The sequence below is a fragment of the Nitratidesulfovibrio sp. HK-II genome (genome assembly GCF_003402415.2).
Taxonomy (GTDB): domain Bacteria; phylum Desulfobacterota; class Desulfovibrionia; order Desulfovibrionales; family Desulfovibrionaceae; genus Cupidesulfovibrio.
On the sequence record NZ_AP036014.1, the window covers coordinates 1,721,615 to 1,735,175 of the forward strand.

Consider the following 13,561-nt stretch of genomic DNA (forward strand, 5'->3'; position numbering starts at 1 on the left):
CGCGCCCAGGGCGGATGGCCACGGATGGACGACGTGCAGCAGGCAAACCACGGACAGGGGCCGCAGGGCAATGCGGACGACAGGGGCGCAACGGCAACGCCGGGCGCCCCCGCCGCGCCGCGCGCGTCTCGGCCGGGGCAGGGGCAGGGGCCGCTGGCTCCCGTCCGCAGGCTGCTGGCCCTCACGCTGGGTGACGAGCGGTTCGCCCTCGACATCGGCGTGGTGCGCGAGGTGCTGGATTTCGGCGCGTTGACGCGCATTCCCCGCATGCCGCGCCACGTGCGCGGCGTGGTGAACCTGCGCGGCGCGGCCGTGCCGGTGGTGGATCTGCGCACCCGGCTCGGCATGGGAACCGTGGAACGCACGGTGCATGCGCGCATCGTCATCGTGGAGGCCCCCGCGCCGCCCGAGGCGGGAGGCGGCGTAACCCTGGTGGGCGCGCTGGCCGACGCCGTGCGCGAGGTCATCGAAATCACCGCCGCCGCCGTGGAGCCACCGCCGCGCATGGGCACCCCCGTGCCGGTCGAAGTGCTGGCGGGTATCTTCCGGCACGACGGGCGGCACGTGCTGCTGCTGGACGCCGATCGCCTGTTCGACGATGAAGAACCGGGCGCGGCCATGGCCCTGGGCGATGCCCGCACGCTTTCGCCAGCGGCGGAAGGCGCGGCTTCGAACGCGGGCCAGGCGGAAACTCATCGGCTGGCCGCCACCCTGCGCGGCGGAGGCGGCGCATGAACCCCGGCGGCACCGCGCGGCGCGTGTTCACCGAGGAAGCGCGCGACTTGCTCATCGACCTCGAAGAAGCGCTGCTCGAACTGGAGTCGCACCCCGGCGACGGCGCGCTCATGGCCCGGGTGTTCCGCGCCCTGCACACCCTGAAGGGCACCGGGGCCATGTTCGGCTTCGACGCCGTGGCCCGCTTCACCCACGTGGTGGAAGACCTTTTCGACAGCGTGCGCAAGGCCGCCGCACCGGCCACGCCGGAACTGCTGGCCCTGGGCCTGGACGCCAAGGACCACCTGCAGGACTTGCTGGCGGCGGGCGTTTCCGGCCAGCCCGGCCAGCCCGTTCAGCCCGGCCAGCCGACGGGGGACGCTCCCGGCCAGGATGGCGCGGAACATGCGGCCAGGGCCGCCGCAACCGCCGCGCGCGAACGCGACCTGCTCGACCGCATCGCCGGGCTGGCGGCGCTGTGGGCAGCACCCGCGCCGCATGATGTCGCGCCGGTCGCGCCTGCGCCGTCGGATTGGTCCGGCGGCGGAGCAGGGTTTGCCGCCCCGGCAGTGCCAGGTCATGCTGGCCATGCCGGTTCGTCCCCGCATCCAACAGAAGGTGATGGCGCGGCCTTACCCTTCCTGCCGCCCGCCAGCGGCCAAAGCAGCACGGCCAAGCCGCTGGTGTACTGGCTGCGCTATGCCCCGTCGGCCGACGCGCTGCGCCGGGGGCTGGATCCTTCCCGCCTGCTGGACGGCTTGCGCGCCCTGGGCGCACTGCAACTCTGGCCTCATTGCGAGACGGTGCCCGGTCTTGACGGGCTGGATGCGGAAGCGGTCCATCTGCGCTGGGATGCCGTGCTGGTCACGGAACACCCCGCCGTCATGGTGCGCGAGCCCTTCGCCACGCTGATGGACGATGGCGGGTTGGACGTGATGGTGCTGGGCGAGGAACGGCTGCTGCCCCCGGCCGAATTGTTGTGCCGCATCGCGGCGCAGGGCGGCGTTGCCGACGCGGCCGGTCTGCTGGCCGCCGCCGGAGCTGGCGGCGAGGCGTTGCGCGCCGTGGAGGGACTGGCCTCCATGGCCTCCATGGCCACCATGCCCGCCACTGGGCCTGTCCGCCCCGTGCTTCCGCAAGCCGCGGCGTCTGGGCGCTCCGCCTTGGAATGCGCCCCGGCCCTGGGCGACGACGCTTCTCCGGTGGGCGCCCTGCGCCCCGGCGGCGACGAAGGCCCCACCACCAGCCTGCGCGTGGACAGCGCCAAGGTGGACCGCCTGCTGGATAACGTGGGGGAATTGGTCATCTTGCAATCGCGCCTTTCGCGCATTGCCACGGACCATGACGACCCGCGCCTGCGTGAACTGGCCGAGGGGCTGGAGCGGCTTACCGAATCGCTGCGCGACAGCACCATGTCGGTGCGCATGGTGCCGCTGGACGCCACCTTCCACGCCTTCCGGCGACTGGTGCGCGACCTTGCGGCGCGCCTTGGCAAGGATGTGCGCTTCGTGGCCGAGGGCGGCGAGACGGAATTGGACAAGACCGTCATCGACCACCTGCGCGACCCACTGCTGCATCTGGTGCGCAACGCCATGGACCACGGGGTGGAAACGGCCGAGGCGCGGGTGGCGGCGGGCAAACCCGCCGAAGCGGTGCTGCGCCTGTCCGCCGCGCATGCCGGGGGCGAGGTGCTGATTACCGTTGCCGACGACGGCGCGGGCATCGACCTGGACAAGCTGCGCGCCGTGGGCGTGGCCCGTGGACTGCTGGCCCCCGACGCGGAACCCGGCGACGCGGAACTGCTGCAACTGCTTTTTCTGCCAGGCTTCAGCACGGCCAGCGGCGTGTCCGACCTTTCCGGGCGCGGGGTGGGGCTGGACGTGGTCAGCACCGCGCTGGGCGCGCTGCGCGGCAGCGTGGACGTGGTCACCCGGCGGGGCGAGGGCACGTCCTGGCGGCTGCGCATTCCCCTGACCCTGGCCATCATCGACGGCCTGCGCGTGCGGGTGGGCGACGAGACGTTCATCCTGCCCCTGACCCAGGTGGAGGCGTGCCTGGAGCGCTTCGTGGACGGCGAGGCCGCCACGCTGGGCCTGGTGGAATACCGCGACCGGCTTGTGCCGTGCCTCAGCCTGCGCCGCTTTCTGGATGTGCCGGGTCAGCAGCCCGCCTACGAGCGCATCATCATCGCCAACGTGGACGGCCAGCCCGTGGGGTTTGCCGTGGATGGCGTGACCGGGCTGGAACAGGCGGTCATCAAGCGCCTGGGCGGCCCGTGCCGCCGCGCCGCGTGGATTGCCGGGTCCAGCGTGGACGCCGAGGGCGGCATCTCGCTGATTCTCGACGCCGCGCAACTGGTGCGCGTGGCGCAGGCCATGCAGGAACGCTGATCAGCGCTTCCGTCCGTTCTTCCCGTCCTTCCTGCCCGCCGCGCAACATTGCCCCGCCCCTGCTGGCGGGACTTTTTTGCTTGTCGTCCTTCCCCCCGTCACTTCCGCAGTACCGCAACATGCCATGCCCTCCGTGCCCGGCCCGACTTGCCTGTCGGGCCTGTCTTGCTTGCTCGGCCTGTCTGGCGTTGCCATCAGCGCCTGGCCGCCGTCCCTGCCGCACGAGATGCGCGGCGGCATCTCGTGCATCAGTTCCAGCCATGCGGCCGCCGCCGGGGACAGGCTGTGCCCCTTGCGCCAGGCCAGCACCGCGCGCCAGCGCAGTTCGTCGTCGTCCAGCAGGGCGCGGTGGACGCCGTCGGGCAGCGGTTCCGTCAGCATCAGGCGCGGCACCAGCGCCACGCCAAGCCCGGCGGCCACCAGGCTGATGATGAAGGGTATCTGGCCGCTGCACAGGGTTTCGTCCAGACGCACCCCCTGTTTCAGGCAGCGGTCGCGGATGCGCGCGTTGAGCGCGAAGCCCTGCTCGAACTGGATGAACGCGCTGCCGTCCAGGTCGTGCAGGCACAGGGCCTCGCGGCCCTGCAAGGGGTGCCCTTGCGGCAGCAGGGCCATGAGCGGCTCGTCGCACAGGGGCGATACCTCGAACTGGCCGGATACGGGCAGCAGGGCCAGGGCCATTTCCAGTTCGCCGCGCAGCACGTCCTCTTCCAGCGCATAGCAGCCCTTTTCGCGCAGTTCTATGCGCACCCCCGGGTAGCGGCGGCGGTATTGGGCGAACTGCCGGGCGAAAAGCAGGGTGCTGCCCACCGGCGGCACGCCGAAGCGCAGCGTGCCCCGGCGCACGTTGCGCAGGTCGTCCAGTTCCGCATCCATGGCCTCCTTTTCGGCCAGCATGGCCAGCGCGCGGCGGTAGGTCACCTCGCCCGCCGCCGTCAGGGTCACTCCCGCCGGGGTGCGTTCCAGCAGGATGGCCCCGCAGTCCTCCTCCAGCCCGCGCACGGCCTTGCTGACCGTGGATTGGGTGGCGCACACGGCCTGCGCGGCGGCGGAAAACCCGCCCGCGCGAACCACCTCCACAAAGCTGCGCAATACCCTGAGGTGCATGGCTATTCCGTTTTCGACTGGGGTTCATGAAGACAATTCATTTCACAACTGCCAGACCCCTTGGCTAACAGCAGAAGCAGCGAGGTTCAAGCGGCCACGGTGCCGTTTCCGCCGCCCGGCATCGCGCGGGCGGACGGGAATGTGGCCGCGCCACGCACCATGCGGCCAGCCGCCGCGCACGCGGTGCGCGCGCGGGGTCGTCCATGCACGTCAAACCACAGGGGGCATTCATGAACTGGGTGCAGCAGTACGATCCGTTTTCCAACATCGCCGCATCGGCCTGCGTGGCCATGCTGCCGCTGGCGATACTCTTCTACATGCTGGCCGTGCGGCGGGCCAAGGGCCACATGGCCGCCGCGCTGGGGCTGGCCGGTGCGCTGTGCGCCGCCGTGGGCGTGTGGGGCATGCCCGTGGGCCTTGCGGTCAACGCCACGCTGTACGGCATGGCCATGGGGCTGTTCCCGATCATCTGGATCGTGCTGACGGCCGTGTGGCTGTACAACATGACCGTGGAATCGGGCGAGTTCGAGATCATCAAGGGCTCGCTGGCCCGGCTTACCGACGACCGGCGGTTGCAGGCCCTGTTCATCGCCTTTGCCTTCGGCGCGTTTCTGGAAGGCACGGCGGGTTTCGGCACGCCGGTGGCCATCACGGCGGCCATGCTGATGGGGCTGGGCTTCAGCCCGGTGTACGCCGGGGGCATTTGCCTGGTGGCCAACACCGCGCCCGTGGCCTTCGGGGCGCTGGGCATCCCGGTCATCGTGGCCAGCCAGGTCAGCGGCCTGGACGTGACCACGCTCAGCCAGTACGTGGGGCGGCAGCTGCCGGTGTTCGCGCTGGTGGTGCCGCTGTGGATGACCGTGGTCATGTGCGGTTTCCGCCGGTCCATGGAGGTGCTGCCCGCCATAGTGGTAGCCAGCGTGTGCTTCAGCGGCACGCAGTTCCTGTTCGCCGAACTGCATGGCCCCACGTTGCCCGACGTCATGGCGGCCATCGTGACGATCATCGGCCTGCTGGTGCTGTTGCGCTTCTGGAGGCCTGCCAGCACCTGGCACTTTGCCGATGAACAGCCCGCCAGCGCGGCGGCCAGCGCCCACCACTCCACCGGCGAGATCCTGCGGGCCTGGGCTCCGTACGCCATTCTGGCGGTGTTCGTCTTTTTCTGGGGGCTGGACGGCGTGAAGGCCGGGCTGAACAAGGTGTACATCCAGGCCATCGAATGGCCGGGCCTGCACGGCGCCATCGCCAAGACCGTGCCCATCGTGGCCAAGGATGCGCCTTATGCGGCCAAGTACACCTTGAACCTGCTGTCGGCCGGGGGCACCGCCATCCTGCTGGCGGGGTTGCTGTCGGTGCCCATAATGCCGGGCTACGGCATGAAGCGGGCCATCGGCTGCTTCTGGCGAACCTGCCACCAACTGCGCTTTCCGGTGCTGACCATCATGCTCATCCTCGGGCTTGCGCAACTCATGAACTATTCCGGCATGAGTTCGACCCTCGGCATCGCCTTCACCCACACCGGCGCGCTGTTCCCGTTCTTCGCGCCCATCATGGGCTGGCTTGGCGTGTTCCTGACCGGTTCGAACACCTCGTCCAACGCGTTGTTCGGCAGCATGCAGCAGGCCACGGCCCGCGCCGTGGGCGTGGACCCGTACCTGACCGTGGCCGCCAACGCCACCGGCGGGGTGACCGGCAAGATGATCTCGCCGCAGTCCATCTCGGTGGCCACGGCCTCCACCCACACCGTGGGCCAGGAAGGGGCGCTGTTCCGCTTCGCCCTTGGGCACAGCATCGCCATGACCCTTGTGATCAGCGTGCTGGTGACGCTGCAAGCCTACGTCATTGGCTGGATGCTGCCCTAATTCGGGAAACAGCCCTGACGGGGTGATTCAAAGACGTCCGCCGCCCGTCGCGCCTGGCGTGACGGGCGGCGCAACATTCGTCCGAAAGCACGGAGCCGTGCGCTCCTCCTGTGGGCTCCGTGCCCGCGTGCACCCGCCGGACGGACAAGCCCCCCCGCGTTGCACCGTGGGGGGGCCGTCGTGTGCGGAGCATGGCAGCCGCGTGATTTCAGTGCAGGGCGCGCATCTGGCACACCCCGCATTCCAGCACGTAGGCGTTGCCGGGAATGGCCTTGGCCAGGTGCTTCACGTGGGCGGCCCGTTCGCCGATTTCGTGCAGGTTGCTGCGTTCGTGGCAATCCAGCACGGCCAGCGACACCGAGACGAAGGGAAAGCGCCGCTCCATGCCGTCGCGCCCGCGCGCGGTGATCCACCCGCGCACCTGGTCGTCGCCGCAGTAGCAGCCGCGCACCAGCCGCCCGAAGCAGCGCGTGGCGGCCCGGCACACCCGCTCGGCGTGGCGGGGCGAGGTGATGCACACGAAGTCGTCGCCGCCGATGTGCGCCACGTAGTCGCCCTTGGCCCCGTGCCGCTGCACCGCCCACGACAGCACCTTGGCCAGCAGCAGGATGATCCTGTCGCCGTTCTTGAAGCCGTAGGTGTCGTTGTAGCTCTTGAAGTTGTCCAGGTCCGCGTACAGCAGCGAAAAGGGCTGCCCTCCGGCCAGCCGGGTCTCCAGTTCCTTCTCCAGCGCCACGTTGCCGGGCAGGCCGGTGAGCGGGTTGGTGCCCTTGGCCAGTTCCACCTGCACCTGGGCCAGCTTGTGCAGCAGCCGCTGCACCGAAACGGTGCCCGTCAGGGCGCCGCCCCGGGTGACCAGGATGTCGTCGTAGGCCTGCAACCGATTGCGCGACATGGCCCGGCGCGCGGCGTCCTCCACCGGGGTGGTTTCCTCCACCACCAGCGGTTTGGTGTCCATGACGGCCGACACGGGCCGCTTGAAGTACAGCGCCACCCCGTACTGCGCCGAAAGCTGCCGGTTGAGGTGGTAGTCCATGATCAGCCCCAGCGGCTTGGAGCGTTCGTCCACAACGGCGATGCTGGTCAGCGGATCGGACGTCTCGAACAGTTTGCGCACTTCCCCGGCCAGGGTGGTGGCGGGCACGGTGTGGGCGGGTTCGGCCAGTTCGCCCACCGGCATGGAGCAGGCCAGGCCGCCCACGCTGGGCAGTTGCGCGGCGGGGCGCAACTCGCCGATGTCCACGTGGGTTTCCGGCTTGGGGTAGTCGGGGCGCCCCAGGTAGTAGCCCTGCCCGTAGTGCGCGCCGATGGCCATCAGGGTGGCGGCTTCCTCGCGGGTTTCAATGCCTTCGGCGATGACCCGCGAGCCGATCTTTTCGGCGAAGCTGACGAGCGTTTCCATCAGTGCGCGGCGCACCGGGTCGCGGTTGATGTTGCGGATGAGCGACATGTCGATCTTGATGAAGTCGGGCTTCAGTTCGGCGATGGTGGCGAGGCCGGAATAGCCGGTGCCCGCGTCGTCGATGGCCACCTTGAAGCCTTGGCCCCGGTAATGCGAAAGCGTCTTGTAGAACACCCCGAAATCGCGGATGGAATGCCGCTCGGTGATCTCGAACACGATGTTCTCGGGCGCAAGGCCCATGGCCCGTACCGCTTCAAGCGTGCTGCCGGGGGTAAAGCCGGGGTCCGTCAGGGTGCGCGGGTGGATGTTCAGGAACAGCTTCTGGTCAGGGGCCAGGGTGCCCGCGCTGGCGATGGCCCGCTCGCGGCAGATGCGCTCCAGCGCGAAGAGCATGCCCAACTCCTCCGCGATGTCGAAGAGCATCATGGGCGAATGGAAGGGCGTGTCCACCGGGCCTCGGCTGAGCGCCTCCCAGGCCATGATCCGCCCGGTGGGAAAGCGCACGATGGGCTGGTACAGGGTGCGGATGGCGTTGTCCTGCAACACGGCCTTGAAGTCGCGCGCAAGGCGCAGGTCGGAAAGGTCCATCTCCTTGCGGGCCATGGTGCGCGCCTCGCGCACGGCCTGAAAGAAGTCCTGACGGGGCTCGCCATCCGGGCGGCGTCGGTAGGTGGCGCAGCCCACGCCGATGTTCACCTCGCGCCCGGTCCAGCGCAGCACCGAATCCTTCAGGTGGTGCTGCAACTTCAGCTTCATGGTGAAGGCGGCGTCGGCCAGCCGTTGCGGGCGGGTTGCCGGTTCCGGCCAGAACACCAGGAATTCTCCCGATTCCAGCGGCAGCAGATGGTGGGCAGAGGCGGGCTGCCCGCTCAGGCCGGGCACCGCCGCCCACAGTCCTTCCACCAGCAGCGACTCGATGCCGACGGTGACTTCCTCTCCGTACAGGTCGCGCACCAGCACGTGATCCACCATGCGCACCAGCAGCAGGTGCAGGGCGTCGTGCCGGGTGACCATGTCGCGCACGGAGGCGTCGACGGATTTACGGGAATGCGGCGAATCCTGAAGGGCCGGGGCATTGGGGCCGCCGGAGCCGGAAACCTCGAAGGGGTTCAGGTCCATCAGGGTATGCGGCGCGGGCACGGCATCGGAGCGCGCCCAGCCGACGTGCGGATGGGCGGCGCCGTCGCGCTTGCGGCCGAGCATTTCCAGAAACGGCTCAAGCCAGGTGTGTTGCATGTATCCCCCCGGATACGCGCCAGATGGGCTGGGTGATTCCCCGTGGCGGACATGCGCGCATCACTCCGCCACAGCATCCAGGAAGGGGCGCGCCGGGGCTGCGTCCGGTGGCGGCGGGCGGAAGTCGGCGGTCCGCGCGGAAGCGTGAAAGGCGGCAACCGTGGGCAGGCGGTGAGTGTGTCGCCCTGCCGCGCCCACGCCGGGCGTGGTGACGGTTGCGTGACGCCGCGTGGCGTCCTGTACGTCTTGCGTCAGGTAGTTAGCACGGAAGCGTGGGTGACGGCGGTGACGGATGTGTGACGATTTGCAGAAGCCCCGGCGCTGGTGCGGCAACCCATGGCACGGGCGGGGAAAGAAGAGTGGGGAACCTTCAGGGCAGAGGCTGGGCGGGGGCAGGCGCGGGGGGCGAGAGTCCGACACGCCGTATGCGAGCCAGGGAGTAGGGGGCTTCTTCAAACCTGGGGCAGGCGCACCACGAACACCGCGCCGCCATTGGGCGCTTCCTCTATGGTGATGGAGCCCTTGTGGTTGGTGACCACGATGAAGTAGGCCACGGAAAGGCCAAGGCCGGTGCCAGCGCCCGCCTCGCGCGTGGTGAAGAAGGGCTCGAAGGCGCGGCGGCGTTCTTCGGGCGACATGCCGGGGCCGTTGTCGGCCACTTCGACGCGCACGTGGGCCGGTTCGCGGGCGGTGGTCAGGGTCAGCACGGGGGGCGGTCCGTCGTCGCGCTGGGTCAGCGCCTGCGCCGCGTTCTTGAACAGGTTCAGGAACACCTGCTCCATCTCGCTGGCGGAACAGCGCACCGGCGGCAACTGCGGGTCGTAGCGGCGCACCACGGTGATGCGCTTGAAGTCGTAGTTGCGCGCCAGACTGTAGTCGGTGACGGCCAGTTCCAGGGTGCGTTCCAGCAGATCGTTGATCTGCACAGGCAACCGCGAAGGGTCGCTGCGGCGGCTGAAGGTGAGCATGTTGGCCACGATGCGCGCCGCCCGCTCGCCTGATTCGCGGATGCCGTCCAGCAGGCTGGCGATGCGGCGTTCCACGGCGTAGGCGGACACGCTGTCAAAGGTCATGCCGTGCTGCTCCGCCGCCGCCCGGTTGGCGGGCAGGTCGTCAAGCAGCCTGCGGCGCAGGTTCTGCACACCTTGCAGGATGCCGGCGAGGGGGTTGTTGATCTCGTGGGCCATACCCGCCGCAAGGCTGCCCACGGAAGCCATCTTTTCGGCCTGCACCATCAGGTCTTCCATGGCGGCCCGTTCGCTCACGTCGTCCAGGCGCAGGATGCCCCAGGTCTCATCGCCGGTTTCCAGCGGGATGGCGGTCACGTCCTCAACCCGGCGCACCTCGCCGGGCTGCGTGCCCGCAGGGGTATCCGTCCGGGTGACCACCCGTTCCGGCGGCGTGGCCGCGCCGTTGCGCCGCGCGGCGTGCAGCCGGGGCAGGTGGCGACCCATCTCTGGAGCTACCTCCGCCAGGGGGCGGCCGTGTGCCGCCTTTGCCGTGACGTTGAAGCGCCGTTCGGCAGCCGGGTTCCACAGCACCACCCTGTCGGCGGCATCGGCCACCACGATGGCCGAGGGCATGGCGTCCAGCACCCCCTGCAGATGGCGCTGGGCGCGCGACAGGGCGCGGTTGGCGCGCGTCAGGTCGGCCAGCAGCATCTGCCGTTCGCGTTCCGATTCCATGAGCACGGTCAGGTCGTGCAGCACGAAGGCCACGGCATCGGGTTCGCCAGCTGCGCCGCCCACGGGGTACAGGCGCAGGGCCAGCCAGCGGGCTTCGCCGTCCGGTGTGGCGTCTGGCGGAAATTCCAGCGGTTCGGTAACGATGGCCTCGCCAGCAAGGGCGGCCTCGGCCAGTCCGTGCAGCCCCGCGCGCAGCACGTACCGATCCTGCGCCAGCGTGTACGGGGTCAGGGTGTCGGACGGGCTGCCGGGCAACCCGTTGCGCCCGGCGTGCAGCCCGTGCAGGGCCAGCCATTCGGCGTTGGCCTCGCGCAGGGAGCCGTTGGGGTGCAGCAGGGCCATGGCGAAGGGGGCCTGGGTGAGCACTGCGCGGAACTGCTGTTCGCGCGCGTGCAGGGCCTGTTCGGCCTCCTTCAGGTCTGTGATGTCGGTCAGCATCACCAGTACCGCCGGGCGACCGTCCCATTCCAGCAGCACCCCGGTGCCGAACACCCAGCGTTCGCCCTCGGGCACGAGGATGCGCAGGGGGGGATAGGTGCCCAGCGCCTCTCCCTGCAAGCGGCGCATGTAGCGGTCCTGGGCCACGGCGCGGTCGTCGGGGTGCAGGTGCTCGATGAACGGGGTGCCCGCCACTTGCTCTATGGGGCGGCGCAGTATGTCGCCGATGCGCGGATTGACGAAGGTGAGCAGCCCATCCTGGATGACGATGATGCCTTCCTGCGCGTTCTGGAAGATGGAGCGGTACTTCAGCTCCGCCTCGGCCAGGCGCTGCTCCGTGGCCTTGCGTTCCTCCACCTCGCGCTCCAGTTCCGCGCCGCGCCGGGCAAGCGCGCCCAGGGCGGTGACGAAGGTGAGCCCCAGCAGCAGGAACACCGTCACGGCCAGGGCGGCCGTGGCCAGAATGTAGCGGCGTTCCCCCGCGTGCACGTCGCCGAGGTAGGTGCCGGTGCCGATGTAGCAGGACAGCTCGGGCAGGGGCAGCACGAACGACAGCTTCTTTTCAGGGGAGTTGCCGCCGGGGGGCGTGTAGCGGTAGGTGAAAAACCCGCCATGGGGATTTTCACGCGCGGTGCGGATGAGCTCCACGATGATGGCAACGCCGTCGGCATCTCGCAGCCCCAGGCCGCTGCGTCCCTCCATCTGCGGTTCGTAGGGCTGGACCAGCACGGTGCCGTCGTACCCGCTCATGAAGATGTAGTTGGGGCCGCGCGTGTCGCTGAAGGTCATGGTGCGCACCCGTTCGCGCGCCAGCACCAGGGCGTGGTCTCGCCCGTAGGCACCGGCGGCCAGCTCGTCCAGCACCGGTTGCACCTGGTTGCGGGCCAGCAGCACCATTTCGCGCAGGTGGTTGCGGCGGTATGTTTCCGCCGTTTCCCAGAAGGTGTGCACCGCGTGCAGCAGGAACAGGGTGAACACGCCGCACGCCAGCACCAGCAGCAGCCACAGTCGCCGGACGTGCGGGCTGCGCAGCAGCGAGGACAAGGTGCGGGGATGGATGGCGTTCATGGTCTGTCCGGGCTGTTCGATGCGTCTTCGTTGCGGATGCCGGGGCGGCGGGCAGGGTTATCGCCGGACATGCAGCCTAGCATCGCGCGGTGCGGCCCGCCGTGATAAGGTGATGCCCACGTGGGGGCGTTGCGCGGCCAGACCGACACGGGCCAGTTAGAGCCTGTTTGGGCCGACTCCGGCATGGCGCGCTTTTCTTTCCGCGCCGCTGCTGGTAGTGCTGTGCCCCACCGGCCTGCGGGTTGCGCTGGACAGGGTGCGTAAACCCCGTTGATACCTGAAACTTGCCCCGATGGGAACAGTACCGGCGCTTCCGGGTGTTGCCGTGAGCGCTATATCCGGCCTTCGTGGGCCGCGCAATACTACCCGTGCCGGGGAGGCCCGGCGGAGAAAGGATGGCCCTGCCGAAAACATGGGTTGTGGTGCGCCTGAGCGCCCTTGGGGACGTGGTGCTGACCACGGGCGTGCTGCTGTGGCTGCACCGCACCCGTGGCTGGCGCTTCGTGGTGCTGACGCGGCCGCAGTGGGCTCCGGTATTCCGCAACCACCCGGCCGTGGACCGCGTGGCCGCTGCGAATCCGGCGGACTTGCGTCCCGCGGCGCTGCCCGGCTTCGTGCGCGGGCTGGCGGCTTCGCTGCCCGGCGCGGGGCTGCTGGACCTGCACGGCACCCTGCGTTCCCGCCTGATGGGCCTGTTGTGGCCCGGCCCGGTGCGCCGTTACCCGAAACTTTCCCTGGAGCGCCGTCTGTTCCTGCGTTCCGGCGGGCGGCTGTTCCGCGACAGGCTGCGCGCCTGCAACGTGCCGCAGCGCTATGCCCGCGCCGTGCAGGCCACGCCCCCCCCGCGCGGCGAACTGCTGCCCCGCATCCTGCTTGACGATGCGGAACGGGAACGGGGCAGGGCGCTGTTGCGCGAGGCCGGGCTGGCGCAGCCCGCCATGGCCCCATGCGACGCGGACGGCGTCCGCAGCCCGCTGGTGGCCCTGCATCCCTATTCCACCCACCCGGACAAGGCCTGGCTGGCCGAATCCTGGCGCGAACTGGCCCGACGGCTCTCCGCCGCCGGATATGCGTGGTTCGTGGTGGGGCGGTCCGGTGGCGCGGAAGGCGGGGAGGATAGGCCCCTGTCTGAACTGACTGGTCTGACCGGCCTTGCTGGTCTGTCGCATATGGCGGGGCAGGGCGGCCCGGCTGATCTGCCGGGTTCCCCTGAAGTGCTCGCGGCGGATTTCACGGATAGCACCGACCTGCGCGAAACCTGCGCGCTGCTGGCCGCCGCCGACGTGCTGGTGACCGGCGATTCCGGCCCCATGCACCTGGCCGCAGGGGTGGAAACACCCGTGGTGGCCCTGTTCGGCCCCACCACGCGGGAATGGGGCTTCTACCCCGAAGGCCCGCGCGACGTGGTGCTGGAGACGGACGACGCCTGCCGTCCCTGCTCGCTGCACGGCAGCAGGCGTTGCGCCCATGCCGGGCGGTGCATGGCGGGCATCACGCCGGACGCGGTATTCGCGGCGGTGCGGCGGGTGTCGGGCGGCGCGTCAGGGGAAGGAGCCGAACCGGAAAGCCGCTGACGGCACATGCCATCGGCGGCGTCCGGACGGTAGCGGCATTGCCCGGCGGCACGGAAGAAAGGAGCGGCGGGTTGACGCGCGGGCG

The 13,561-nt window shown here is 69.8% G+C and carries 7 protein-coding genes; 4 read left to right on the plus strand and 3 right to left on the minus strand.

Translation table 11 applies throughout. The features are described 5' to 3' along the window. Window positions 1-24 precede the first annotated feature (24 nt). Both RVX_RS06920 and RVX_RS06925 read left to right on the plus strand, forming a co-directional pair. Entirely contained in the window at window positions 25-735 is a 711-nt protein-coding gene (locus RVX_RS06920) for a chemotaxis protein CheW (RefSeq protein WP_230404453.1), read from the plus strand. After that, window positions 732-3,104, plus strand: a complete 2,373-nt coding sequence (locus tag RVX_RS06925; RefSeq protein WP_116305279.1) for a chemotaxis protein CheA — start codon at window positions 732-734, stop codon at window positions 3,102-3,104. The genes RVX_RS06920 and RVX_RS06925 overlap by 4 nt, the downstream gene beginning before the upstream one ends. On the opposite strand, the gene RVX_RS06930 is transcribed toward RVX_RS06925, so the two are convergent. Next, the gene (locus RVX_RS06930; protein WP_116305280.1) at window positions 3,105-4,211 is read right to left on the minus strand and encodes a LysR family transcriptional regulator; all 1,107 of its coding nucleotides are present in this window, start codon (window positions 4,209-4,211) and stop codon (window positions 3,105-3,107) included. Between the two features lie 230 nt (window positions 4,212-4,441). On the opposite strand from RVX_RS06930, the gene RVX_RS06935 reads away from it, so the two are divergent. After that, on the plus strand, window positions 4,442-6,073 hold the full coding sequence (locus tag RVX_RS06935) for an L-lactate permease (RefSeq protein WP_116305281.1): 1,632 nt from the start codon (window positions 4,442-4,444) through the stop codon (window positions 6,071-6,073). 208 nt (window positions 6,074-6,281) lie between these two features. Here RVX_RS06935 and RVX_RS06940 read toward each other — a convergent pair whose 3' ends face one another. Together RVX_RS06940 and RVX_RS06945 are read right to left on the minus strand one after the other, a co-directional pair. Next, entirely contained in the window at window positions 6,282-8,711 is a 2,430-nt protein-coding gene (locus RVX_RS06940; RefSeq protein WP_116305282.1) for a GGDEF domain-containing protein, read from the minus strand. A gap of 452 nt (window positions 8,712-9,163) precedes the next feature. Continuing rightward, window positions 9,164-11,902: a PAS domain S-box protein gene (locus RVX_RS06945; protein ID WP_116305283.1), complete on the minus strand. Its 2,739-nt coding sequence runs from the start codon at window positions 11,900-11,902 to the stop codon at window positions 9,164-9,166. 395 nt (window positions 11,903-12,297) lie between these two features. Here RVX_RS06945 and RVX_RS06950 point away from each other — a divergent pair, with 395 nt between their 5' ends. Further along, window positions 12,298-13,476 carry a glycosyltransferase family 9 protein gene (locus tag RVX_RS06950; RefSeq protein WP_116305284.1) on the plus strand — a complete coding sequence of 393 codons (1,179 nt, stop codon included), beginning with the start codon at window positions 12,298-12,300 and terminating at the stop codon, window positions 13,474-13,476. The last annotated feature ends 85 nt before the right edge of the window (window positions 13,477-13,561 follow it).